This is a genomic window from Variovorax sp. efr-133-TYG-130 (assembly GCF_030208835.1).
In the GTDB taxonomy this organism is placed as follows: domain Bacteria; phylum Pseudomonadota; class Gammaproteobacteria; order Burkholderiales; family Burkholderiaceae_C; genus Variovorax.
Window position 1 is genome coordinate 237,906 of sequence record NZ_JARVTD010000004.1, and the last position, 25,222, is coordinate 263,127.

Consider the following 25,222-nt stretch of genomic DNA (forward strand, 5'->3'; position numbering starts at 1 on the left):
CCGCCGCCGCTCGAAAAAAAGGAGACAGAAATGAAGAGGAATAGAAGCATCCGCGGCGTTGCGGCTGCCTTGGGGCTGCTGACGGTGCTGGCTGCACAGGTGCACGCACAGGCATGGCCCGCCAAGCCGGTGCGCGTGCTCGTGGGCTTTTCCGCGGGCGGCCCGACCGATGTGGTGGCGCGTGCCTTCGCCGACCACGCTTCGCGTGCGCTGGGCCAGCCGTTCATCGTGGACAACAAGCCCGGCGCGAACACGATCCTGGCGGCCGAGGCCGTCGCGGCGGCTCCGGCGGACGGCTACACGCTGCTGCTGGGTGCGACCAACCACACGATGATTCCCGCGCTCTACAGCCAGCGGGTCAAGTTCGATGCCGTGCGCTCGTTCGCGCCGGTGTGTTCGCTCGCCGTGAGTCCCACGGTGCTGGTGGTCGGCCCGTCGATGCCGGTCACCTCCTTCGGGGCGTTCCTGCAGGCGGTGAAGGCGGAACCCGGCAAGCGCACGTATGCCACGCCGGGCTCCGGCAGCTCCGGGCATTTCGCGAGCGCGCACTTCACGCAGCTCACGGGCACGTCGATGAATCACATCCCGTACAAGGGTGCGGCGCAGGCGACCACCGACCTCATGGGCGGGCAGGTCGACAGCTCCTTCGCCACGCTGGGTTCTGTGCTCACGCAGGTGCAGTCCGGCAAGCTGAGGGCCCTGGCCGTGGCGTCGCCCAAGCGCTCGGCGCTGCTGCCGAACGTGCCGATCTTCGAGGAAGTGGGCGTCAAGGGCTACACGGCCGATGCCTGGTACGGCCTGCTGGCGCCCGCGAAGACGCCGCCGGAGGTGCTGGCCGTCCTGCGCCGTGTCGCCACCGAGTTCGCACAGTCGCCGGCCACGCGGGAGAAATTGCGCTCGCTCGGCATGGAGGCGCAGAACACCTGCGGCGATGCCTTCGGCGCGCAACTGGCGCGCGAGGTCAAGCTGTACGGCGAACTGGCCCGCTCGCTCGACCTCAAGACCGAATGAAAACGCTGCGCCCTGCCCGCAGCCGCCACGCCATATTGGAGACAACATGAAATTTCTCGTCCGGGGCATGTTCGCCCTGTGCCTGTGCGCCGCCGCGCTCGCCCACGCCGCCTATCCCGAGCGCCCCATCACCCTCGTCGTGCCGTATGCGCCCGGCGGCTCGGCCGATGCGCTGGCCCGTGTGCTCGCGGTGCGCGTCGGCCAGAAGCTCGGCACCAGCGTGATCGTCGACAACCGGCCCGGCGCCAGCGGCACCATTGGCGCGGCCTTTGCCGCCAAGGCCGCGCCCGACGGCTACACCGTGCTGTACGACGCCACGCCGTACTCGATCAACCCGCACCTGTTCCCCCGCATGCCATATGCGAGCAATGCGCTGCAGCCCCTGGCGCTCGTGGCACTGGCGCCGAACATCGTGATCGTGCGCGCGGAGTCGCCGCTCAAGAGCATCAAGGATCTCGTGGACAAGGCCAAGGCCGAGCCGGGCAAGATGAACTACGCATCGGGCGGCAGCGGCACCGTGCAGCGGCTGGCGGCGGAGCTGCTGCGCCAGCGGCTGGGCCTGGACATGGTCCACGTCGGCTACAAGAGCGGCGGCCCCGCCATCGTCGACGTGATGGGCGGCCAGGTCGACTTCATGTTCAGCACCATCGCCGCCTCGTACCCGCTGGTGTCGTCGGGCAAGCTGCGCGCGCTGGCGGTGTCGTCGCCGCAGCGCTCGGCGCGACTGCCGGAGGTGCCGACCCTGGGAGAGACGGTGGTCCCCGGCTACGAGGCCTACGAATGGAACGGCCTGCTGCTGCCCGCCGGCACGCCCGCCTCCATTGCCGACAAGCTCCACAAGACGGTCGTCGAAGTGCTGAAGGAAGACGATGTGAAGCGCCGCTTCGTGGACGTCGGCGTGCAGCCGGTCGGCTCCACGCCGGCCGAGTTCGCCGACTTCCTGAAGAAGGAAGATGCGAAATGGGCGGACGTGATCCGCAAGGGCAACATCAAGCTCGACTGAAGACGCCATGAACAACGTGCCGGACTCTCGACCGGTTCCCCATTCCGTCGGCATCGACCGGCCCGCGCACGCCCTGCCCCAGGATGCCTGCGACAGCCACATGCACATCTTCGATCCGCGTTTCGCGCCGTCGCCGCACTGGACGCGCCAGCCGCCACACGCCGATGTGGCGGCCTATCGCCGGTTGCAGCAGCGGCTGGGGACCTCGCGCACGGTGGTGGTCAATCCCTCGACGTACGGCACGGAAAACGCCTGCACGCTCGACGCACTCGCGCAACTGGGCGAGCGTGCGCGCGGCGTGGCCGTCGTCGGCCAGCAGGTGGCCGACAGCGAGCTCGATGCGCTCGCGGCGCAGCGCGTGTGCGGCCTGCGCGTGAACTTCGTCACTCCGCAGTCCTGGGGAACGACCACGCCGGAGATGCTGACCACGCTGGCCCGCAAGGTGGCCCGCCTGGGCTGGCACGTTCAGGTCTTCGTTCAGCCGGAGCAGCTGGTGGCGCTGGCCCCGGTGCTCGCCGCGCTCCCGGTGCCGCTGGTCATCGACCACATGGCCCGCATCGATCCGGCGGAAGGCGTCAAGGGCGAGGCCTATGCGGTCGCGCGCCGGCTGCTGGACGGCGGCAACACATGGATGAAGCTGTCGGGCGTGTACATGCGCTCGCGCGACGGGGCGCCCGCCTACGGCGACGCATTCGAGCTCGGCCGCGCGCTGGTCACCGCCGCGCCGGAGCGCCTTGTGTGGGGCAGCGACTGGCCCCACACCACCGAGGCGCCGGACACCGTCAACGATGCCGACCTGGCCGACGTTCTCGCGGCCTGGTGCGACAGTACCGCGGTGCGCGACCGCATCCTGGTGGACAACCCGGCGAAGCTCTACGGCTTTGCGGCCGCCTGAGCCGCAGCACCGCCTTCCCAGGAGACCGATATGTACTTTCTGCAAGCGCCCCAGGTGCTGGAACTGCAGACCTTCACGACCATGCCCGCGTCACTGCGCCGGACGCAGCGCAGTGTCTGGGCCGACGCCAACCGCGGCGGGCAGCCGACCGACTCGTTCCTTGAAGGGCCGGTGTTCGACGACGCCGGCAACCTCTACGTCTGCGACATTCCCTTCGGCCGGATCTTCCGGATCGACCCGGCCGGCGCATGGACGCAGGTGGCCGAGTACGACGGCGAACCCAACGGCATGAGGTTCATCGACGACCACACCCTGCTCGTCACCGACTACAAGAACGGCCTGATGCGCGTGGACGTGCAGACCGGGCAGATCACGCCGCACCTGCAGCGGCGCAACACCGAGAGCTTCAAGGGCGTGAACGACCTCGTGCTCGACGCCCAGGGCAACATCTACTTCACGGACCAGGGGCAAAGCGGGCTGCACGATCCATCGGGCCGGCTCTACCGGCTGCGCCCGAACGGCCAGCTCGACCTGCTCCTGTCGAACGTGCCCAGCCCCAACGGCGTGGCCCTTTCGCCGGACGGCAAGGTGCTCTACCTGGCGGTGACGCGGGGCAACTGCGTCTGGCGCGTGCCGCTGCTGGCCGACGGGAGCGTGGCCAAGGTGAGCCAGTTCTTCACCTCGTACGGGCCCAGCGGCCCCGACGGGCTCGCGGTCGACACGCAGGGCCGGGTGCTGGTTGCGAACCCCGGGCTGGGCTACGTCTGGGTGCTCAACACGCGCGCGGAGCCCGTCATGGTGCTGCGCGGTCCTGCCGGTGCCTCGACCACCAACATCGCTTTCGGCGGTCCGAACCGGTCCACGCTGTTCGTGACCGACTCCACGCATGGGAATGTGCTGACGCATTCCCTCGACACCCCCGGCGTCGAGCTGCACCCTTCCCGCTTGAAGAAGGGGCAGTCTGTCGGCTAGATCAACGGGTGGTCATGCGTCGAAGCGCACGACGAGCTGCGTGCCCGTGTAGGTCGGCGTGACCTTGAAGCCCGGTGCGTTGATGGCCGAGAAGCGGCCGGTCAGGGTACCGCTGCTGATGACGGTGAGCGTGTCGCCCGCGCTGGGCGCAAAGCCAGGCTTGAAGCTCAGGTTCAGCGTTCCGTCGAGAGCGGCCACACCCGCCACGCTCAGTCGGCCCGCGCCGTTGCCGCCCAGGTTCAGCTGCAGCGTCGTGCCCGCCAGCTGCGTGTAGGCGCCCGCCATCGTGACCGTCGAAGCGGCGTTGCAGACGAGCGTGCCGCCACCGACGTAGACGTTGCCCTTGCCGAAGGCGGCTGCCGCGTCCGCCTGCAGCGAGCCTTCCATCAGCTGCGTGCCGCCCGTGTAGCTGTTGCTGCCGCCGAGCGCGAGCGTGCCGCTGCCCTTCTTGGTGAGCTTGCCGGCGCCGGAGATGTTGTTGCGCCAGCTGTCCAGCGCATTGAAGCCGCCGCGGCTGGCGTCCATGGTCACGACCACGTCGCCGTTGAAGACGCCGTAGCCGTCGGCCGCGTCGAACAGGTTGAGGCGGCCCCAGCCTTCGGGGTCGTCCATCACCGGGTAGCCGGAGGCCACGGCCGTGGTCTTGAGCACCACGCGGCGCTGCGTGGCATCGAGGTACGGCAGGCGCGTTTCGAGCAGCACTTCGGCGCCCTTGGGCACCACGGCGGGCTTGGTCGTATCTGCCACCGGCTTGAAGCCGAAGGTCAGGCGGCGCAGGTAGTCGGCCTTGCTCGCGGCATGGTCGGCAAAGCGGTCGGCCGCGGCGCCCTGCGAATGGGCGAAGCTGTTGAAGGCGGCGGCATCGCTGGCGCCCACCGCGGTCATCAGCACGCTCTGTGCCTGGGCATAGGCCGCGCTCTTGCGCGCGGCGTTGGCGCCGGTGGCCAGGCTCGCGGCCGCCACGGCCTGGCCGTGCAGTCGTCCGCCGACCACGTCCAGCGGCGAATGCATGCCGGCCAGGATGCGGTTCTCGCCGAGCTCGAGGCCGCGCGCCACCATTTCCTGGAAGCGCTGCGGCACGACGTAGGCGGAGGCGATGGCATCGCGCACCGCCTCGGCCGTGTGGCCGCTCACGAAGCCGCCGTCGGTGGCGGGCGTGCCGCTCTTGGCGGGCTCCAGCGCGGGCACCACCTTCACGCTGCTGCTCCAGCGCCAGGGACGTGCGTACTTGTAGAAGCGCTTGGCGGGCTCGGTGGAACCGTTCTCGCCGATGTTCTTGAGCAGGTCGACCACGGTGCCGAAGGCCGGGTTCGAGGCACCGCCCACGCCCACGTCGTTGCCGCCGTCGTTGTAGAGCACCGTGGTGGCATCCGGTGCGATGCCGGTGATGGTGGTGACCTGCTGCGTGGCCGCGCGCCAGGCGCTGGTGAGCGGGCCCATGCCGTCGCTGATGCTGTAGCCCTTGCCGCGGCGGTCGTCCAGGTAGGCGGCCAGCTCCTGCGCGCTGGTGCGTGCATTGGTGGCGTCGACGACGTACTGGATGTTGCTGTTCAGCACCCCGCTGTTGAGGATCTTGCCGTCGGAGGCGTCGCCCGGAATGCCGCTCCACGTCGACTGAACGACCGCCGGAAAGCTCCCCTGCGCCGGCGCCGACACGCCCGCGTCGACCAGCAGCGTGCTGGGCTGCCAGAAGTCGAGGAAGCCGGCCACCACGCGCACGCCGGCATTGGTTTCCTTGGTCGCGTAGCGCGCATCGCCACGCTGGTTGGTCGCGACGTTGTCGACGAAGGGCGGAATCGCGGCGGTGTCGGGCACGGGCGCGGTGTCCGTGAAGCCCAGGTCCTTCGGAGGCCCGGCCACCACGACGGCGGCCGGATTCGTGGTGGCCGGCGTGCCCGAGATGGGAAACGAGACACCGTCGTTGCTGCCGCCGCCGCAGGCCGAGAGGCACAGGGCCGCGACGAGGGTGATGGCGAAGGGGCGGGCGTAGGGAAAGAGATGCGGCATGAGGAAGTGAATGGAGGTAAGAAGGCGCGGGGCTCGGCATGTCGGCCCTCTGCGGCCACGCGCAATCTAGGGGGGCAAGAAGTCATTGCCGTGAACGGCAGGCCCATATCGCACGGCTGTGATGAAGCTGCGACAGCCCCTTGATCCGGACGGCCATCGGGTCAGGCGCCGGTCAGGGTCGATTCCTGCCATCAATTGGCAGTTGAATTGAAAAAAGCGATTGCCAGGAGGCGTGCCTGCCTGCCGTCCTCACTCGGCAGGCCGGCCCTCCGCGGCGTATCCGCCAAGAAACACCTGCACGGCGCGCCGCGTCGCCTCGCGAAGCTCCTTGCGTGTCAGCGGTCCCTGGATGCCGATCAGGCTCGGCTTGACGGTCTCCGAATCCAGAAGGCTCATCAGGTGGTGTGCCGCCACGACAGGGTCGGCCGTTCGCAGCCGGCCCTTTTGCATCTGCCGGGCCAGGAAGTCCGCCATTGCGGTCACGCCCTTCCTGGGCCCGCCTTCATAGAAGAGCCGGCCTATGTCGCTGCGGCCGGATTCGGCGATCACCGCCCTCTGCGCCTGGATGACCTCTTGCGAGCACACCACGGCCAGGATCTTCTCGCCGAAACGCTGCAGCACCTGGGCGAGGTCGTCCTCGCCCTCCTGCGCCAGCGCCGTGAAGATCGGATCGAAGTGCTTGCTTGCGGAGGCGTGGATCACCGCAACGAACAGTTCTTCCTTCGAGCTGAAGTAGCCGTACAGGGTCGCTCTGGAGCCCCCTACGCGGGCAGCGATCTCCACCATCGAGGCGCCCTCGAACCCCAGCTCCCTGAAAACTTCCGATGCCACCTGGACGATGGCGTCGCGCTTGGCTTCTGTCTTGACCCGCATACCGTGTGCCTCCTTATTTTTGTACACGTCTGACTATTTTAATTGACACCCTCCTGAAGTCAAAATACATTTCAGTACAGCACTGTCTATTTATGAGTCGGCGAGACAAAACAACGTCCCGTCGTTTTTCCCAGGAGAATCGCGATGCGCCCCCCTCTGACCTACGGCCTGACATTCCTCACGGCCGTCATGTCCACCTGCATGCTCGTGGCCTGCGGCAAGCCGCCGGGCGGCCCGCCTCCGGCGGCCGGCACCCCTGAAGTCGGCGTGGTCACGGTGCAGCCGCAGCGCGTGGCCATCACGACCGAGCTGCCAGGGCGCACCGTGCCCTTTCTCATCGCCGACGTGCGCCCGCAGGTCGGCGGCATCGTCAAGACCCGCCAGTTCCGCGAGGGCAGCGACGTGAAGGCCGGCGAGGCGCTCTACCAGATCGATCCCGCCACCTACAAGGCGACCTACGACAGCAACCTCGCCGCGCTCGCCAAGGCGCAGGCCAGCCTGGTGACCACGCGGCTCAAGGCCGAGCGCTACAAGGAGTTGGTGGCCATCAAGGCCGTGAGCCAGCAGGACTACGACGACGCCGCCGCTTCGCTGCAGCAAGGCGAGGCCGACGTCGCCTCGGCCAAGGCCAACGTCGAAACGAGCCGCATTAACCTCGCCTACGCACGCATCGACGCGCCGATCTCGGGGCGCATCGGCAAGTCGTCGGTCACGCCGGGCGCATTGGTCACGGCCAGCCAGTCGACCGCGCTGGCGACCATCCAGCAGCTCAACCCGATCTACGTCGACGTGACCCAGCCCAGCGCCGCGATGCTCCAGCTCAAGCAGGCGATGGCGCGCGGCGACCTGCAGAAGAGCGGCGCCAATGCTGCGAAAGTGCGGCTGCTGCTGGAAGACGGCAGCACCTACCCGCTCGAGGGCAAGCTCGAGTTCTCCGACGTCACCGTGGACCAGAACACCGGCGCGATCACGCTGCGCGCGGTGTTCCCCAACCCCGACGCGGATCTGCTGCCCGGCATGTACGTGCGCGCGGTGCTGCAGGAAGGCGTGAAGGATCAGGCGCTCATGGTGCCGCAGCAGGCGGTGTCGCGCGACGGTGCCGGCAAGCCCGTGGCCTATGTGGTGGACGCCCAGCACAAGCTGCAGCGGCGCGCACTCGAGACCGAGCGCGCCATCGGCGACCAGTGGCTGGTGCGCAGCGGCCTGAAGGCCGGCGACCAGCTGGTGGTGGACGGCCAGCAGCGCGCGGCGCCAGGCGTCGAGGTGAAGACGGTGCAATGGAACCCCAAGTCCGGGCCAGGCACCGAGACCGCCAAGGCAGCTCCGTCCGAGCCTGCCGGCGCGGCCAACTGATCGCGAAAGACCGTCATGGCACGTTTTTTCATCGACCGCCCCATCTTCGCGTGGGTGCTCGCCATCATCGTGATGCTGAGCGGCGCAATGGCAATCGCCACGCTGCCGATCGCGCAGTACCCGAGCATCGCGCCGCCCGCCGTCGCCATCACCGCCAACTACCCCGGCGCTTCCGCCAAGACGCTGGAGGACACCGTCACCCAGGTCATCGAACAGAAGATGAAGGGGCTGGACCGGCTCAGCTACATGGCCTCGACCAGCGAATCGTCAGGCTCGGTCACCATCACCCTCACCTTCGAGAACGGCACCGACCCCGACACCGCGCAGGTGCAGGTGCAGAACAAGCTCTCGCTGGCCACGCCGTTGCTGCCGCAGGAGGTGCAACAGCAGGGCGTGACCGTCACCAAGTCGGCCACCAACTTCCTGAACGTGCTGGCCTTCACCTCCGAAGACGGCAGCATGAACGGCTCCGACCTGTCGGACTACGTGGCCGCGAATGTGCAGGAAGCACTCAGCCGCGTGGAGGGCGTCGGCGACACCACGCTCTTCGGCTCGCAGTACGCCATGCGCATCTGGCTCGACCCGAACAAGCTCGCCAACTTCAGCCTCACGCCGCTGGACGTGAAGACCGCGATCCAGGCACAGAACGCGCAGGTGTCGGCCGGCCAGCTCGGCGGCATGCCGGCGGCCGCCAACCAGCAGATCAACGCGACCATCACCTCGCAGACGCGCCTGAAGACCGCGCAGGAGTTCGAGGACATCCTGCTGCGCACGCAGACCAACGGCGCCCAGGTGCGCCTGCGCGACGTCGCCCGCATCGAGCTCGGCAGCGAGTCGTACAACACGGTTGGCCGCTACAACGGCAAGCCGGCCGCCGGCCTGGCCATCAAGCTGGCCGCGGGCGCCAATGCACTCGATACGGTCAAGGCCATCGACGCGCGGGTGGCGGAGCTCGAGAAGTTCTTTCCGCAAGGCATGAAGGTGCAGAAGCCCTACGACACCACGCCCTTCGTGCGGATCTCCATCGAGGAGGTCATCAAGACGCTGGTCGAGGCCGTGGTGCTGGTGTTTCTGGTGATGTACCTGTTCCTGCAGAACTTCCGCGCCACGCTGATCCCGACCATCGCGGTTCCGGTGGTGCTGCTGGGCACCTTCGGCGTGCTCGCGGCCTTCGGCTTCACCATCAACACGTTGACGATGTTCGCGATGGTGCTGGCCATCGGCCTGCTGGTGGACGATGCGATCGTGGTGGTCGAGAACGTCGAGCGCGTGATGACCGAAGAGGGCCTGTCGCCCAAGGAGGCCACGCGCAAGTCCATGGGCCAGATCACCGGCGCGCTGGTGGGCGTGGCCCTGGTGCTGGCGGCGGTGTTCGTGCCGATGGCCTTCTTCGGCGGCTCCACGGGCGTGATTTACCGGCAGTTCTCGATCACCATCGTCTCGGCGATGACGCTGTCGGTGCTGGTGGCGATGGTGCTCACGCCGGCGCTGTGCGCGACGCTGCTCAAGCCGGTGCACAAGGGCCACGCGATGGCGACCACCGGATTCTTCGGCTGGTTCAACCGCAGCTTCGACCGCGGCAACGGGCGCTACCAGGGCATCGTGCGGCACATGGTGGCCAAGGGCTGGCGCTACGTGGCGGTGTACGCGGTGCTGCTGGCGGTGGTGGTGGTCGGCTTCATGAAGCTGCCGGTGGGCTTCCTGCCCGACGAGGACCAGGGCACGATGTTCGCTCTGGTGCAACTGCCGCCGGGCGCGACCAACGCGCGCACGGAAGAAGTGATCCGCCAGGTGGAGCATCACTTCCTGGTCGACCAGAAAGATGCCGTCTCGGGCATCTTCACGGTGGCCGGCTTCAGCTTCGCGGGCAGCGGGCAGAACACCGGCTTCGCCTTCATCAAGCTCAGGCCGTGGGACGAACGCAAGGGCGAGGCCCTGAGCGTGACCGGCGTGGCGGCCAAGGCCGGTGCCTTCTTCAACACGATCCGCGACGCCAAGGTGTTTGCCTTCGCGCCGCCGGCCGTTGCCGAGCTCGGCAACGCGACCGGCTTCGACCTGATGCTGCAGGACCGCGCCAACCTCGGGCACGCGGCCCTGATGCAGGCGCGCAACCAGCTGCTCGGCACGCTGTCCAAGGACAAGCGCCTGGTGGCCGTGCGCCCCAACGGCCTGGAGGACACACCCGAATTCAGGCTCGAAATCGATCCGCACAAGGCGCAGGCCCAGGGCCTTTCGATGTCGGACATCAACGACACCTTCTCGGCCGCCTGGGGCAGCAGCTACGTCAACGACTTCATCGACAAGGGACGCGTGAAGAAGGTGATGCTGCAGGCCGATGCCCGCTACCGCATGCTGCCCGAGGACATCGACCGCTGGTACGTGCGCAACAGCGCCGGAACGATGGTGCCCTTCACCTCCTTCGCCAAGGCCGGCTGGAGCTCGGGTTCGCCGCGACTGGAGCGCTACAACGGGGTGCCCTCGGTCGAAATTTTGGGCATGGCGATGCCGGGGAGCGCATCGAGCGGCGAGGCGCTCGCCATCGTGGAAGCGGCGGTTGCGCAGCTGCCGGCGGGCATCGGCTACGAATGGACCGGCCTGTCGCGCCAGGAGAAGGCATCGAGCGGCCAGACCGGCCTGCTGTACGGGCTGTCGATCCTGATCGTGTTCCTTTGCCTTGCCGCGCTCTACGAGAGCTGGTCCATCCCGTTCTCGGTGATCCTGGTGGTGCCGCTCGGTGTGCTGGGCGCACTGGTCGGAGCGATCCTGACCTGGAAGATGAACGACGTGTACTTCCAGGTGGGCCTGCTCACCACGATCGGGCTCGCTTCGAAGAACGCCATCCTGATCGTCGAGTTCGCGAAAGACCTGCATGCGCAGGGCAAGGGACTGGTCGAGTCGGCGCTGGAGGCGGCACGCCTGCGCCTGCGGCCCATCCTGATGACTTCGCTGGCCTTCATTCTCGGCGTGCTGCCGCTGGTGCTGGGCAGCGGCGCCGGGGCCGGCGCACAGCACGCGCTGGGCACGGCGGTGATCGGCGGCATGCTGTCAGGCACGCTGCTCGCGATCTTCTTCGTGCCGCTTTTCTTCGTGCTGGTGCGCGGTCTCTTCAAGGGCGGTTCGGCCACTCCCGCTGCTCCCGTCGCCCCCCACGCACAACCGGCCGCGGCCGCATCCTGAGGCATCCGCCATGAAACCATTCCGTCTAGCGCCCCTCGCGCTCGCAGTCCTGATGGCCGGCTGCAGCCTGATGCCTGCCTACCAGCAGCCCGCCGCCCCCGTGGCCGGCAAATTCGCCGGCGACACGGGTCCCGCCGACCCGGCATCCACGCCAGTGTCCGATCTTGGCTGGCGCGACGTCTTCACCGATCCATCGCTGCAGCGCGTGATCGAGATGAGTCTTGCCAACAACCGCGACCTGCGCGTGGCGGTGCTGAACATCGAGAAAGCGCGTGCCCAGTACCGCGTGCAGGACGCGGCGCTCTTTCCCACCGTCAATGCCAGCGCTGGCGGCAGCGGCAGCCGCACCCCTGCCGACCTGTCGTCCACCGGCGAGGCGCTCACTGCGCGCCAGTACAGCGCGTCGCTCGGATTCAGCGCCTATGAGATCGACCTCTTCGGTCGTGTGCGCAGCCTGAGCGCGCAGGCGCTGCAGCAGTTCCTCTCCACGGCCGAGGCGCGCCGCAGCACGCAGATCAGCCTGGTGGCCGAGGTGGCGACCGCCTATCTCACCCTCGCCGCCGACCAGGACCGGCTGGCACTTGCAGGCGACACGCTGCGCAGCCAGGGCGACTCCTACCGGCTCAACCAGCGCAGCTTCGAACTGGGTGCGGCTTCGGCCCTCACGCTGAGCCAGGCACAGACCAGCGTGGACAGCGCGCGCGTGGATGTCGAACGCTACACCTCGCAGGTCGCGCAGGACCGCAATGCGCTGGTGCTGCTCGTGGGCGCCGAAGTGCCCGACGAACTCCTGCCGCGCGCGCTCCCCGACGGGGCGACGGCCGAGGCCAGCCCGCTGGCCTCCATCCCGCCGGGCCTGCCCTCGGACCTGTTGCAGCGCCGCCCCGACATCCTGCAGGCCGAGCGCGACCTCAAGGCGGCCAATGCCTACATCGGCGCGGCGCGCGCAGCCTTCTATCCGCGCATCAGCCTCACGGCCTCGGCGGGCACGTCGAGCAGCGAACTGTCGGGCCTGTTCAAGGGCGGCTCGGGCAGCTGGAGCTTCGCGCCGCAGATCACGCTGCCGATCTTCGACGGCGGCACCAACCGCGCCAACCTCAAGATCGCCACGGTGAGCCGGGACATCTCGGTGGCGCAATACGAAAAGGCCATCCAGACGGCATTCCGCGAAGTGTCGGACGCGCTGGCGCAACGCAACACGCTCGGGCGCCAGCTCGATGCACAGCAGTCGCTGGTGAACGCGACGGCGAACAGCTATCGCCTGTCGCAGGCGCGCTTCAGCCGCGGCGTGGACAGCTACCTGAGCGTGCTCGATTCGCAGCGCTCGCTCTATACCGCCCAGCAGGACCTGATCGGCACGCGCCTGTCGCGCTTCACCAACCTGGTGACTTTCTACAAGACGCTGGGCGGTGGATGGGTCGAGACCACCAACACGCCCGTGGCCGCGAAGCGTTCGGACAACGCCTCCTGAATCGACGCGCCTGGAATCTCCGCGCATCCATCGCATGGCGCGGCACATCCCCTGCCGCTTCAGCTGCTGACCGGCACGAAGTCTCCATTTTTTCTCCTTCTTTGGCCCCTAGCCTCAGGGAATGCCTGATCTCATCCACGTTCCGCCTCGGCGAGCCGGCCGGTTCGGAACGATCGCCCGCATCTTGGGCATGGCGCTGGCCACCGGTTGCGCGCAAGCCCCCGTGGTCCCCTCGGAAGACCACGTCAAGAGCAGCGGCGTGTCGCCGGCAAGCCGTGCCGTGGCGCGTGCTGCGGCGCCCCAAGGCGCATGCAGTGTCGAGCTCTATGGCGACTCCATCCTTCATGGCGGTTTCCTGGGCGACCGGCGGCTCGATGAAAGCCCGGCGGCCGCTCTGCGCCGGATGCGTCCCAGATACCGGGTGATCGATCATTCCGTGAGCGGGGAAACAGCCAGCGCACGGTCGGCGGCATTCGCAAGCGAAGCACGTTCGAGCCGCATCGTGGTCATCCAGCATGGGCTCAATGACGCGATGCAGAACTTGCCCCTGGAGCCGGCGCTGCGCGCCATGGTCAACCAATCCAGGGCCGAGGGGCGCGACGTGGTCTTGACGGGCCTGTCGCAGACGCTCGCCGGTGCCGACGTGCGTGCACGAGGCGACGCGACGGTTCGGCGACTGGCGGGTGATCTCGCAGTGCCGTTTGCCGACTGGGGCAGCGTGCCGATGCGTCGCGGCGAGATGGCGGACATTCTCCATCCCTCGCAGATCTACTCGACTCGGCTCGTCGAGCGCCTGGTCAAGGTGCTGGACCACCTGGCCCCCGAATGCGTGTGAGGCGCCACGCGCACTTCAGCGCGGCAGTTCGATCCTGATGCGCAGGCCGCCGTTGTCGGCGAGCGATGCCTCGATCGTGCCGTCATGGGCCAGCACCGCGCTGCGCGCGATGGCCAGGCCCAGCCCGACACCACGATCGACCTCGCGGCGGTCGATCCGCACGAACGGCACGAAGATCGCTTCGAGCATGTGCGGCGGCACGCCCGGCCCGTGGTCGCTGATCACCACCTCCAGCAAGCTGCCCTCCGTGCGCAGGCTCGCGCGCACCTCCACCGTGCTTCCCTGCGCCGTGTGCTTCACGGCATTGCGAATCACGTTCTCGAAGGCGCGGTAGATCAGTTCGCCGTCCACCTGGGCGACGAAGTGCTCGGGCGCCTCGATGCTCACCGAGCGGTTCGTCGCGCTTCCCTCGAAGTCGGCGTCGGCCACGATGTCGTGCAGCAGCTCGATCACATCGACCGCGCTGCGCGAGACGGGGGCCGATGCCGTCAGCCGGTGCAGCGTGAGCATTTCGTCGATCAGCGCGTCCAGGCGCCGGGTCTCGCGCTCGACGCGCTCGACCATGGCACCCACCTGCGAGGAATCCTGCTCGAGCAGCCCTATGGCCGCCTGGATGCGCGACAGCGGTGAACGCAGCTCATGCGAGATGTCGTGCAGCAGGCGGTCGCGCGCGGCGATCAGCGCCTGCAGCTGCGCCGCCATGCCGTCGATGTCGTGCGCCAGATCGGTGATCTCGTCGCGGCGCCCTTTCATGAGCGGTTCGACGCGCGTATCGAGGTGCCCTTGCGCCATGCGCTGGAGCCCCCAGCGCAGGTGCTGGAGCGGCCGGGAGAGATACCAGGCCAGGAAGCCGCCGAAGACCAGGCTGGCCAGCACGGCGATCATCGCGGGAACGACGGGAATCCCGCTCACCTTGGGCACCGGATCGCTGGGCGGCGGCACCGCGCCGATGAGCCAAAGATAGAGCGCCGTCAACCCGATGCTCGAGATCATGCAGCTCGACAGCACCAGCAACAGCTTGCGGAACAGGCGCGTGGGCCGGGCCATGGACGTTCAGTCCTTGAGCAGCTGGTAGCCGAGGCCGCGCACGCTCTGGATCCACGAACGGCCGTCGTCGCGCGTGCCCATCTTCTGGCGGATGCTGCTGATGTGCACATCGATGCGGCGATCGAAGCGCGTGAGCGGCCGGTCGAAGGCGGCCAGGGAGATGTCCTGCTTGCTGATCAGCTGCCCCGCATGGCGCACCAGGACTTCCAGCAGGTTGAATTCGGTGCCCGTCAGCTCCAGCGGCGCACCCTGCCAGGCGGCCTGGCGCGTGCCGGGCCAGAGCGTGAGTGCGCCGGCCGTCAGCATCAGCGCGGCGTTCGCGCCTTCGGGCCGGTTGCGGCTTTCGGTGCGCCGCAGGATCGCATGGATGCGCGCCACCAGTTCGCCGGGCGTGCATGGCTTGGGAACGTAGTCGTCCGCGCCCATGTTGAGGCCGACGATCTTGTCGACGTTGTCGCCGCGCGCCGTGAGCATGAGCACCGGCACGTTGCTCGTGGAGCGGATCCGGCGCAGCGCTTCGATGCCGGACAGGCGCGGCATCATGATGTCCAGCACCACGAGCGCATAGCTGCCGCGCAACGCCTCGTTCACGCCCGCCTCGCCGTCATGGACCACACGCACATCGAAACCCTCGCGGGAGATGTAGAGCGACAACATCGATGTGAGGTCGACGTCGTCGTCGACAAGCAGAACCCTGTGCATGGGCGGAGTATGGCGCCGATCCGGCAGAGGCTCGTCAGGCAGGCGCCGATATTTACCCAGCTTAACGCTGGTTGACCGCAGCCAACAGGGGGCGCTTCTAACCTCGGTGGAGGAAGAAGATCTGATGACCACACCGCTGCGCTCCCTCTTCGTCACCCCGCTGGCCGTCTGCCTGGCCTGGGGCCTGGCCGCCTGCGCCACAGGCCGCCTCGAAGGCCCGCCACAACCGCAGGCACCGCCTTCATGGCAGTCCGAATTGCCGCACGGCGGGCGCACCGGCGACCTGCGGCAATGGTGGCAGCAGTTCGACGACACACGTGTCGCCCGCCTGGTCGAGATGGCCGAGCGAGACAGCCCCTCCCTCACGAAGGCCTGGGCCAGCATAGAGAAGGCACGCGCCACCCTGCGCAGCACGCGCGCGCAGGCCCGGCCCAGCGTGACTGGCAGCGCATCGGCCTCGCGCAGCAACCAGTTGCAGTCGGGCGAGTCCACGGCCACCGGCACCTCGCGCAGCGCCGGCTTCGATGCCTCGTGGGAGCTGGACCTGTTCGGCAAGGTCCGCCGCAACACGGAAGCATCCGAGGCGCGCATCGAGGCACGCGCCGCCGACTGGCACGATGCGCGCGTCTCGCTCGCGGCGGAGGTTGCCGACACCTATGTGCAGTACCGCGCATGCGTGTTGCTCGCGGACGCGTACCAACGCGAGGCAGCCTCGACGGCCACCACCGAGAAGGCGACGGAGGCCGCCGTGCAGGCCGGCTTCACCGCGCCGTCGGACGGCGCCCTGGCGCGTGCGAGCCTTGCAAGCGCGCAGTCGAGTCTTCTGCAGCAGAACACGCAGTGCGACATCCTGGTCAAGTCGCTGGTCTATCTCACCGGCAGCGACGAGCCGTCGCTGCGGCGGCTGATCACAGGCGGGGACGACCCCGTGCCGCGGCCGGCCGACCTGCAGGTGCAGGCGGTGCCCGCGCAGGTGCTGCGGCGGCGCCCCGACCTGGCCTCGCTCGAGCGCGAGGTGGCCGCCACCGGCGCGGAGATCGGCGCGGCGCAGGCGGATCTGTATCCGAGCCTTTCGCTCAGCGGATCGGTCAGCGTGTCGGCAAGCAGCCTGGCCTCGCCGGCCACGCTCTGGTCGTTCGGACCGTCGCTCTCGATACCGCTGTTCGACGGCGGCAAGCTCGATGCCGCGGTCGATACGGCGCGCGCCAGCTATACGTCTGCACTCGCCGCCTATCGGCAAGGTGTGCGCACCGTGGTGCGGGACGTGGAAGAAGCCCTCACGAACCTCAACGGCGCCGCCCTGCGGGCGGATCAGGCGGAGAAGGCCGCGCGCGAGTACCGCAGCTACTTCCTGTCTTCCGAGACCAACTGGCGCGCGGGGCGCGCCAGCCTTCTCTCGCTGGAGGAGGCCCGGCGCTCGGCGCTGTCGGCGGAGATCACCGAGATCACGCTGCAGCAGAACCGCGTCCAGTACTGGATCGCCCTCTACAAGGCCGTCGGCGGCGGATGGCAGCCCGGCACGCCGGCCGTGTCGCCCGGAGCGCTGGCCGATGAAAAGACGAGAACGCCATGAACATCACATCGAAACCCAAGCTTCGCCGCGGCGCCGCCGTCGCCGTGGTCCTTCTCCTGGCTGTCGGCGGCGCGATGCTGCTTCTGCGGCCGCCGACCCGGGCGCTTGCGCCGAGCGCGCCTGCCAGCGCGATGACGGTCGAGGTCGTGACGCCCGACAACCGGGTCTGGCCCCGGACCCTGCAGGGCAGCGGCCCCGTGACGGCATGGCAGGAGATCATCGTGAGCCCCGAGACCGGCGGCTACCGCATCGCCGAGTTGATGGTGGATGTCGGTGCCACCGTGCGGCGCGGCCAGGTGCTCGCGCGTCTGGCGGACGAAGGCCTGCGGGTCGACCTGCGCAAGCAGGAAGCGGTGGTCGCGCAGTCGCGCAGCAGCCTCGAGCAAGCCAGCGCGAATGTGCGGCGGGCGAAGGTCGTCGGCACGACGGGGTCGCTCTCCGCGCAGCAGATCGAGGAGTACCGCATCACGGAGGACTCGGCGCGCGCGACCCTTCAGTCCTCCCAGGCAGACCTCGACAGCGTGAAGCTCAAGCTCACGCAGACGCGCGTACTGGCTGCCGATGACGGCGTGGTGTCGTCGAAAACCGGCGTGGTCGGCAATGTGGTGAGCGCCGGCACCGAACTCTTCCGCCTCGTGCGGCAGGGCCGGCTCGAGTGGCGGCCCGAATTCGATGCCCGCGAGCTCGCCTCGGTGCAAGCCGGCCAGAAGGCCGAGCTGACGCTGCTCAACGCAGAGCGCGTCGAGGGCACCGTGCGCATGGCGGCGCCCACCTTGTCGACGACCACCGGGCGCGCCACGGTGTACGTCAGCCTGAACGGCGGCAGCACTGCGCGCGCAGGCATGTTCGCCAGCGGCCTGGTCAGGCTGGGCAATGCGCCGGCCGTGACGCTTCCGCAATCGGCGATCGTGATGCGCGACGGGCGCGCCTATGTCTATCTCGTGGATGGGAGCAGCAAAGTCTCCGCGCAGGCCGTGGCGACGGGCCGGCGCCAGGACGACCGGGTCGAGCTGCTGTCGAAACTGCCCGCTGACGCGCAAGTGGTTGCCAGCGGCGGCGCATTCCTGTCCGACGGTGTGCAGGTGACGGTGAAGCAACCGGAGGCCAAGCGATGAATATCTCGTCCTGGTCGATCCGCAATCCGGTCCCCGCCATCCTGACCTTCATCCTGCTCACGGTGCTGGGGCTGATCGGCTTCAGGACGCTGCAGATCCAGGATTTTCCCGACACCGACCTGCCGACCATCCAGGTCTCCGCTTCGCTCGAAGGCGCCGCGCCGGCACAGCTCGAGACGGAGGTTGCGCGCAAGATCGAGGACAAGCTCGCGTCGCTGAGCCGGCTCGACCACATCACCACGACCATCACCGACGGCCTGGTGAGCATCAGCGTCAGCTTCGAGATCGACAAGAACTCGGAGGAAGCGCTCAATGAAGTCCGCAACGCGGTCGACAGCGCCAAGGCCGACCTTCCGGCCAGCATGGCGTCGCCGACGGTCTCCAAGCTGACCACGGCCAGCAGCGCGCTGCTCACCTACACCATCGAATCGAAGACGATGGATGAGAAAGACCTGTCCTGGTTCGTCGACAACCAGGTCACCAAGAGCCTGCTGGCCGTCAAGGGCGTCGGTTCCGTGTCGCGGGTGGGGGGCGTCAGCCGCGAAGTCCACGTCGATCTCGATGCGCGGTTGATGGCGGGCCTGGGTGTCACGCCTTCCGATGTGTCCACGAGGCTCAAGGCGACGCAGAAGGAAGCCTCGGGCGGGGAAACCTTCGTGGGCGGCCAGAAGCAGTCGAGCCGCACCCTGGCCACGGTGGGGTCGGCCGCCGAAGTCGCGGCCATCACGCTGTCGCTGGGCGACGGCCGCTATGTGCGGCTCGACCAGATTGCGCGCATCAGCGATGCGAATGCCGAGCGCACGACCATGGCGTTTCGCGACGGCAAGAAGGTGATCGGGTTCCAGGTCACGCGTTCCCGGGGATTCTCGGACGTCGGCGTCGCCAACGATATCCGCGAGGCGCTGAAGAAGTTTTCCGCCGCGCATCCCGAGGCAAGGGTCGTCGAGGCCAGCAATACCGTCACGCCGATCCAGGAGAACTACCAGGGCTCCATGGAGCTGCTGCTCGAAGGCGCCGTGCTCGCGGTTCTGGTGGTGGGATGGTTCCTGCGCGACATGCGCGCGACCTGGATCGCAGCGGCCGCGCTTCCGTTGTCCATCGCACCGGCCTTCGCTTTCATGGCGCTGGCGGGTTACTCGCTCAACACCGTCACGCTCCTCTCGCTTTCCCTGGTCATCGGCGTGCTGGTGGACGATGCGATCGTGGAAATCGAGAACATCGAGCGGCATCTGCTGATGGGAAAGACGCCCTACCAGGCGGCGATGGAGGCCGCGGACGAGATCGGCCTGGCGGTGATCGCCACGACGTTCACGCTGGTGGCGGTGTTCCTGCCGACGGCCTTCATGGGCGGCATTCCGGGCAAGTTCTTCCGGCAGTTCGGCGTGACCGCCTCGGTCGCGGTGCTCGCATCGCTGCTGGTGGCGCGCCTGCTCACGCCGATGATGGCCGCCTACCTGCTCAAGCCCAAGGCCGCCCATCTGCACAACGCATCGACGGACGGCCCCACGATGACGCGCTACCTGGCGTGGGTACGCGGCGTCCTTCAGCATCGCAAATCCACCGCCGCGGCCGCGCTGCTCTTCCTGGTGCTTTCGATCGGGCTGGCGCTGTCGATCCCGACCGCTTTCATGCCCGCGCAGGACAAGGCGCAGAGCACGGTGACACTCAAGCTCGGGCCCGACGCCACGCTGGAGCAGACCGTCGCCGTCAGCCGGCAGGCGCAGCAGATGCTCGGCGAGATACCCGAGGTGCGCTCCGTCTTCGTCGCCGCCGGGACGGCCAGCACCGGAAGCGGCATGGGCGCGACGGCCACGACCGACGTCACCAGTTCCACGCTCACGGTGGACCTGGTGGACCGCGGGGACCGCACGCTCAAGCAGTCCCAGGTCGAGTCGAAGATTCGCGACCGGTTGAAGACCATTCCCGGCGTGCGTGTGACCGTCAGCGGCAGCAGCAACGGATCGACGCTGGAGATCACGCTCGCCGGCGACGATGCCGACACGCTCGACAAGGCCGCCAAGCAGGCGGAGCAGCAGCTCCGTACCTTGAGGAATGTCGGCAACGTGACGTCGAGCGCGGCGTTGCAGCGCCCGGAGGTTCAGGTGCGTCCGGACTATGCGCGCGCCGCCGCCCTGGGCGTCACGTCCGAGGCGCTCGCGGACGCCGTGCGACTGGCGACCTACGGCGACTACTCGACGGCGCTGCCCAAGCTGAATCTGCCCGAGCGCCAGATCGCGATTCGCGTGCGCATGGATGCCTCGGTGCGCGCCGACATGGATGCGATCGCCCAGCTGCGCGTCAAGGGAGATGACGGCGCGGTCAGCCTCGGCTCGGTGGCGGACGTGGCCATGGGCAGCGGCCCTTCGCAGATCGACCGACTGGACCGTTCCCGCAACGTGACCCTGAGCGTGGAGCTCAACGGGCGTGCGCTCGGCGAAGTGCAGCAAGAGGCCATGGCCCTGCCGGCCTTCAAGTCGCTGCCCGCGGGCGTGCGCGTCGTGGAGCAAGGCGAGTTGCAGCGCATGGCCGAGCTGTTCACGAGCTTCGGCACGGCGATGGCGATCGGGGTGTTCTGCATCTATGCGGTGCTCGTGCTGCTGTTTCACGACTTCATGCAACCCGCCACCATTCTCTGCGCGCTGCCGCTCGCCCTGGGCGGCGCGTTTGGCGCGCTGTGGCTCACGAACCAGTCGTTCTCGATGCCGGTGGTCATCGGCGTGCTGATGCTCATGGGCATCGTGACCAAGAACTCGATCCTGCTGGTCGAGTACGCGATCCTCGCGAGGCGGCAGCGCGGAATGACGCGTCTGGAGGCGGTGATCGACGCTTGCCACAAGCGGGCGCGTCCGATCGTCATGACGACCATCGCCATGGGCGCCGGCATGCTGCCCAACGCCCTCGGCCTCGGCGCGGAGCCCAGCTTCCGGCAGCCGATGGCGATCGTGGTCATCGGCGGCCTGATCACCTCGACCGTGCTGAGCCTTCTGGTGGTTCCCGTGGTTTTCACCTATGTGGACGACCTGCTGCAGTCGCTGCGCCGGCGGCTGCCGCAAAGGCAATCGGCCGCGTAGACCACCGATGAGCGGTGCGCCCTGGCCGAGAGCGTGTCAGTCGCGCAGTGGAAACACCGGCTCGCCGAGGTTGAGCATCAGCCGGTTGGCCCACGCGAAGATCGCCACCGCGTGGATGGTGTCCAGGATCTCGAGATCGGTGAGGCCGGCGGCGCGCACGGCGCGCAGTTGCTCCGCACCGAAGCCGGCCGGGCTGCGCGTGAGCTCGATCGACAGGTTCACGATGGCGCGTTCGCGCGGCGTGGTGCCCGCGCCCTGCGGGTCGGTGAAGACCTGTGCGATCACGTCGTTGCGCTTGGCCAGCTGCTCGAAGCGCTGCGCGTGCACCGAGGCGCAGTACACGCAGCCGTTGATGCGCGACACCACCGCGCTCGCCAGTTCGCGCTCCGCGCGCGACAGGCCGCCGGGCGCGTACATGATGGCGTTGAACACCGTGGCGCGCTCCTGCAGGATGCGCGGCTGGTGCACCAGCAGCAGGTAGTAGTCGGAGCTGCGCGCCTTCGGGTGACTGGCGTCCAGCACCTGCACCTGTTCGGCGGAGGCCTGCGTCAGGTCGATCACCGGCAGCCAGGCCTTCCAGCCCAGCGTCTCGCTGGTGTAGCCGTTGATGCGCAGCGGCTCGCCCGGCGGCGGCAGGTTGGCCGGGTGGACGAAGGGGGCCGTGTTCTCTTCCACGGCCGCTGCGGCGCTGTCGCCGCCGAGCGCGGCCAGCGCCTGCAGGCCGGCGACCACGCGAACCTGGTAGGCGACGAAGGCGATCAGCTGCGCCAGCGCCACGACCTCGGGCGTCGCCAAGCCGGCGGCCGGCAGCTTGAGCAGGGCCTCGCGATCGCCCTCGACCGGGTGATCGGTCAGCGTGCGCGTGAACGCGAGCACGGCCTGCAGCCGCGCATCCGCGCCGAGCGATTCGACCGGGGCGCCGTCGGCGGCGGCCTGCTGCGTCGCGCTCAGCGGCGCCAGCGCATCGAGCCGCGCGCGGTAGTGCGCCTGCAGCGCGACGCTGCCCGCGCTGCGCGCGATGGCATGGGCCGCAAGCAGCCGCTCGACCAGCGGCGGGCCCGACAGTGCCGGATCGAACAGGGCCTCGTAGCTGCCCTGGGTGGCGGCGGCCACCTTGTCGCGCTGGTGGCGCACCGCATGCACGGCGCTGCCCTCGGCGAGCGGCACGCAAGCGTCGACGAGGTCGGGGGAAATCTGTGAGTCAGTCATGGGTGGTGTCTCCGGAAGATGTGGTGCGCGCGGCCACGGCCTGCTGCAGAAAGCGCAGCACGCCCTGCCAGGAAGCCTCGTCCGCATGCGCGTTGTTCGCGGGCGTGCCGCCCGAGGTGCTGCGCCGGCCCGACACCGGATGCGCATAGCCGAGCTGCGTGGTCGGCACATAGGGGAACAGGATCGAATGGCCCGCGCCTTCGAAATCGAGATGAGCCACCGCGTGCGGATGCCCGAACTGCGCGAGGCGCTCGGTCACCATGCGGCTGTAGAGGCTGGACGGCCAGGAGCCGTCGTCCGTCGCGGACAGCAGCATCACCGGGCCGCGGATGCGCTCGACCCGGATGCGCGCGCGCTCGACCGCCTCGGGGTCTTGCAGCGCGGTCAGCAGCGCGTCGGCATGGCGGCGCGGCTCGGGGCCTTCGTCCCAGGGCGCCCAGGTCGCGGTGCGGTTGTTTTCCCACACATGCGGCAGCGGCTGCCCGCGCAGGAGCCATGCGGGCCCTTCGCGTCCGAGCGATGGATCGCAAGCGTTCTGCGCGCAGTGCACCACGGCGCCGGGCACATAGCCGATCACCGCCGAGACCGATTCGGGAAACAGCGTGCCCAGCAGCAGCACCAGTTCTCCGCCGCGCGACTGGCCGCTGAGCGCGACGAAGCCGTGCGCCGGGCGCACCGTGCGGTGCAGCCAGGCCAGCGCTGTCTCGAAGTATTCGAGCCGGGTGTTCGAGATGTAGTCCGAGAGGCCCGGCGCCTTGAAGTAGGCGAGCGCGAAGGCCGCGTAGCCGTGCGAGGCATACAGCGCTGCGCGCGGCTCGTTGATGCCGCCGCCGGAGCCGTTGAGGATCATCACGGCCGGATGCGGGCCCGGCCCCGCAGGCAGGTAGAGCGTGCCGACCAAACCCTCTTCGCGCACATCGCGGCGGGTCACGCCCTCGCCGGCCAGTCGCTGCAAGAACCCGCCATGGAGTTCTTCGGCCGCATCGCCGCTTCGGCGCACGCCGATGTCGGTGCGCAGCGCCGCGCCCGGCACGGCGCCGAACTGCTCGCGCGCACCGGGCGTGTCCGGCACCTGGGACCAGATGAGGCCCATCGCCGACACGCCTTCGTAGCTGCTGCCGGCGATCGGCGCGTCGCGCTGCAGGTCGACCGTGCCCGCGGCGTCGGCCACGAAGCGCGCCGACGCGCGCCACGGCACGCCGGCACCACGCTGCGTGCAGCTGGCGATCTCGATCTGCTCGCCCGGCGCCAGGCCATCGACCGCGATGCGCCGGGACACATCGATGAGCGCGTCCTCGGGCGTGATGCTCAACATGCGCGCGCCCTCACTTGACCGGCGTGACCTGCATCGCCGTCGTGCGGTCGCTCAGCAGCGGCACCACCTTCAGGCCCTTCTTCGCGGCCCAGATGTTCTGGTAGTGGTAGAGCGGGATCTGGCCGACGTCGTCGGTCACCAGCTTGGCGGCGTGGCGGAAGATGGCTTCGCGGCGCTTGGCATCGAACTCGACGGTGGCGGCGTCCAGCGCCTTGTCGACCGACTCGTTGCTGTAGCGGCCCCAGTTGTTGGAGCCGCGGCCGCGCTTGGCGTCGGGCGTGGTCAGCGTCTGCAGCAGCCCGTAGCCTGCTTCGCCCGTGCCGTTGCCCCAGGCGATCACGCTGACCGCATATTCGTTCTTGTTGGCGCGGCTCGAGTACACGGCCCACGGCACCACCTCGACCTTGGTCTTCACGCCGATGCGGCTCCAGAACTGCGCCACGGCCTGCACCGTCTCGGGCGCCTGCGGGTAGCGGTCGCCGGGCACGTGGATCGCGATCTGGAAGCCCTGCGGGAAGCCGGCTTCTGCCAGCAGCTTCTTCGCCTGCTCGGGGTTGTAGGCGATGTCCTTGACTTCGGGGTTGTAGCCGAAGCTGCCCTTGGGCATCCACTGGTTGGCCTCGGTCACGGTGCCCTGCAGCACGCGGTCGACGATGGCCTTGCGGTTGATCGAGAGCGACAGCGCCTGTCGCACCTTCACGTCGAGCAGCGGGTTCTTCTCGAGCGGCTTGCCTGCGTTGTCGGTGATGAACTCGTTCGGGCCGGGCTTGAAGGTGGGTTGCAGCAGCAGCACGCGCAGGCCCGGGTAGGTGTACACGCTGACCTTCGGGTCCTTGCGCAGCTTCTCCACGTCGGTCACGGCGACCTTGTCGATCACGTCCACGTCGCCGGCCAGCAGCGCGGCCGTGCGCGCCGCGCCGTTGTTGATGAAGCGGTAGTTGACCTTCTCCCACAGCGGCTTCGGGCCATAGTAGCCGGGGTTGCGCTCGAACACCGTGCGGTCGCCGGGCACGTACGAGATGAACTTGTAGGGGCCGGTGCCGACCACGGCGCGGCCCGCGTTGTAGTCCTCGGTCTTCGACTTCTCGCCGACATGCTTGCTCACGATGTAGATCGATGCGATCTCCAGCGGCAGCATCGGGTTGGGCGTGGTGGTCTTGACGATCAGCGTGGCCGGGTCCTTGGCGGTGGCGGACTCCACCGAGCGCAGCGCGCCCGAATACGAGGCCACGCTGCCCGGCACGTTGCGCGCGCGCTGGAAGGAGAACACGATGTCGTCGGCCGTGAAGGGCGTGCCGTCCTGCCACTTGATGTCGGTGCGCAGCTTGAATTCCCAGGTCTTGTCGTCCAGCGTCTTCCAGCTCGACGCGAGCGCGGGCTCCAGCTTGCCGCCGTCGCGCGAATTGATGATCGAGTCCCAGAAATGCAGCGCAAGCGATCGGTCGCCCGCGTGGTTGTTGAGCTCGGGGTCGACCGATGAGATCGGGTCGGCGAAGCCGATGGACAGCGTCTGGGCGGAGGCCGATACGGAGGCCAGCGCGCCGGCGGCGAGCAGTGCGGCGGCGGCGATGGGGAGCAGGCGGTTCATGAAGA

Annotated in this window: 18 protein-coding genes; 11 read left to right on the forward strand and 7 right to left on the reverse strand. The window is 68.6% G+C overall.

The genetic code is table 11. The annotated features are described in order from the left end of the window. Window positions 1–30 precede the first annotated feature (30 nt). From QRN67_RS07565 to QRN67_RS07580, 4 genes are read left to right on the forward strand one after another with little or no spacing between them, the layout of a single operon-like run. Window positions 31–1,011 carry a Bug family tripartite tricarboxylate transporter substrate binding protein gene (locus tag QRN67_RS07565; RefSeq protein ID WP_285411297.1) on the forward strand — a complete coding sequence of 327 codons (981 nt, stop codon included), beginning with the start codon at window positions 31–33 and terminating at the stop codon, window positions 1,009–1,011. 46 nt (window positions 1,012–1,057) lie between these two features. Next, window positions 1,058–2,014 carry a tripartite tricarboxylate transporter substrate binding protein gene (locus QRN67_RS07570; protein ID WP_285411298.1) on the forward strand — a complete coding sequence of 319 codons (957 nt, stop codon included), beginning with the start codon at window positions 1,058–1,060 and terminating at the stop codon, window positions 2,012–2,014. Between the two features lie 7 nt (window positions 2,015–2,021). Further along, window positions 2,022–2,909: an amidohydrolase family protein gene (locus QRN67_RS07575; protein ID WP_285411299.1), complete on the forward strand. Its 888-nt coding sequence runs from the start codon at window positions 2,022–2,024 to the stop codon at window positions 2,907–2,909. Window positions 2,910–2,939: 30 nt separating this feature from the next. Continuing rightward, the gene (locus QRN67_RS07580) at window positions 2,940–3,881 is read left to right on the forward strand and encodes an SMP-30/gluconolactonase/LRE family protein (protein ID WP_285411300.1); all 942 of its coding nucleotides are present in this window, start codon (window positions 2,940–2,942) and stop codon (window positions 3,879–3,881) included. A gap of 12 nt (window positions 3,882–3,893) precedes the next feature. Here the strand turns inward: QRN67_RS07580 and QRN67_RS07585 are convergent, their stop codons facing one another. Together QRN67_RS07585 and QRN67_RS07590 are read right to left on the reverse strand one after the other, a co-directional pair. Then, window positions 3,894–5,888 (reverse strand): acid phosphatase, encoded by a 1,995-nt coding sequence (locus QRN67_RS07585; protein ID WP_285411301.1) that lies wholly within the window; start codon window positions 5,886–5,888, stop codon window positions 3,894–3,896. A gap of 249 nt (window positions 5,889–6,137) precedes the next feature. Beyond that, a complete protein-coding gene (locus tag QRN67_RS07590; protein ID WP_285411302.1) occupies window positions 6,138–6,761 on the reverse strand; it encodes a TetR/AcrR family transcriptional regulator in 624 nt (207 codons plus the stop codon). Between the two features lie 144 nt (window positions 6,762–6,905). On the opposite strand from QRN67_RS07590, the gene QRN67_RS07595 reads away from it, so the two are divergent. The 4 genes from QRN67_RS07595 to QRN67_RS07610 all read left to right on the forward strand — a co-directional run bounded on the left by QRN67_RS07595 (window position 6,906) and on the right by QRN67_RS07610 (window position 13,597). Next, window positions 6,906–8,114, forward strand: coding sequence for an efflux RND transporter periplasmic adaptor subunit (locus tag QRN67_RS07595; RefSeq protein ID WP_285411303.1), 1,209 nt, complete (start codon window positions 6,906–6,908; stop codon window positions 8,112–8,114). A gap of 15 nt (window positions 8,115–8,129) precedes the next feature. Further along, window positions 8,130–11,291, forward strand: a complete 3,162-nt coding sequence (locus tag QRN67_RS07600; RefSeq protein ID WP_285411304.1) for an efflux RND transporter permease subunit — start codon at window positions 8,130–8,132, stop codon at window positions 11,289–11,291. Between the two features lie 10 nt (window positions 11,292–11,301). Next, window positions 11,302–12,762, forward strand: coding sequence for an AdeC/AdeK/OprM family multidrug efflux complex outer membrane factor (gene adeC, locus QRN67_RS07605; RefSeq protein WP_285411305.1), 1,461 nt, complete (start codon window positions 11,302–11,304; stop codon window positions 12,760–12,762). 190 nt (window positions 12,763–12,952) lie between these two features. Continuing rightward, window positions 12,953–13,597, forward strand: a complete 645-nt coding sequence (locus QRN67_RS07610; protein WP_285411306.1) for an SGNH/GDSL hydrolase family protein — start codon at window positions 12,953–12,955, stop codon at window positions 13,595–13,597. A gap of 15 nt (window positions 13,598–13,612) precedes the next feature. Here the strand turns inward: QRN67_RS07610 and QRN67_RS07615 are convergent, their stop codons facing one another. Continuing rightward, the gene (locus QRN67_RS07615; RefSeq protein WP_285411307.1) at window positions 13,613–14,644 is read right to left on the reverse strand and encodes a HAMP domain-containing sensor histidine kinase; all 1,032 of its coding nucleotides are present in this window, start codon (window positions 14,642–14,644) and stop codon (window positions 13,613–13,615) included. Window positions 14,645–14,650: 6 nt separating this feature from the next. After that, window positions 14,651–15,346, reverse strand: a complete 696-nt coding sequence (locus tag QRN67_RS07620) for a response regulator transcription factor (RefSeq protein WP_285411308.1) — start codon at window positions 15,344–15,346, stop codon at window positions 14,651–14,653. Window positions 15,347–15,470: 124 nt separating this feature from the next. Here QRN67_RS07620 and QRN67_RS07625 point away from each other — a divergent pair, with 124 nt between their 5' ends. From QRN67_RS07625 to QRN67_RS07635, 3 genes are read left to right on the forward strand one after another with little or no spacing between them, the layout of a single operon-like run. Further along, window positions 15,471–16,919 carry an efflux transporter outer membrane subunit gene (locus tag QRN67_RS07625; RefSeq protein WP_285411309.1) on the forward strand — a complete coding sequence of 483 codons (1,449 nt, stop codon included), beginning with the start codon at window positions 15,471–15,473 and terminating at the stop codon, window positions 16,917–16,919. Beyond that, entirely contained in the window at window positions 16,916–18,034 is a 1,119-nt protein-coding gene (locus QRN67_RS07630; protein WP_285411310.1) for an efflux RND transporter periplasmic adaptor subunit, read from the forward strand. The genes QRN67_RS07625 and QRN67_RS07630 overlap by 4 nt, the downstream gene beginning before the upstream one ends. Beyond that, entirely contained in the window at window positions 18,031–21,105 is a 3,075-nt protein-coding gene (locus QRN67_RS07635) for an efflux RND transporter permease subunit (protein ID WP_285411311.1), read from the forward strand. The genes QRN67_RS07630 and QRN67_RS07635 overlap by 4 nt, the downstream gene beginning before the upstream one ends. A gap of 36 nt (window positions 21,106–21,141) precedes the next feature. On the opposite strand, the gene QRN67_RS07640 is transcribed toward QRN67_RS07635, so the two are convergent. The 3 genes from QRN67_RS07640 to QRN67_RS07650 are packed head-to-tail and all read right to left on the reverse strand — an operon-like array spanning window position 21,142 to window position 25,217. Continuing rightward, on the reverse strand, window positions 21,142–22,314 hold the full coding sequence (locus tag QRN67_RS07640; protein WP_285411312.1) for a CMD domain-containing protein: 1,173 nt from the start codon (window positions 22,312–22,314) through the stop codon (window positions 21,142–21,144). After that, entirely contained in the window at window positions 22,307–23,629 is a 1,323-nt protein-coding gene (locus QRN67_RS07645) for an acyl-CoA thioester hydrolase/BAAT C-terminal domain-containing protein (protein WP_285411313.1), read from the reverse strand. The genes QRN67_RS07640 and QRN67_RS07645 overlap by 8 nt, the downstream gene beginning before the upstream one ends. A gap of 10 nt (window positions 23,630–23,639) precedes the next feature. Then, a complete protein-coding gene (locus QRN67_RS07650; protein ID WP_285411314.1) occupies window positions 23,640–25,217 on the reverse strand; it encodes an ABC transporter substrate-binding protein in 1,578 nt (525 codons plus the stop codon). Between the last annotated feature and the right edge of the window lie 5 nt (window positions 25,218–25,222).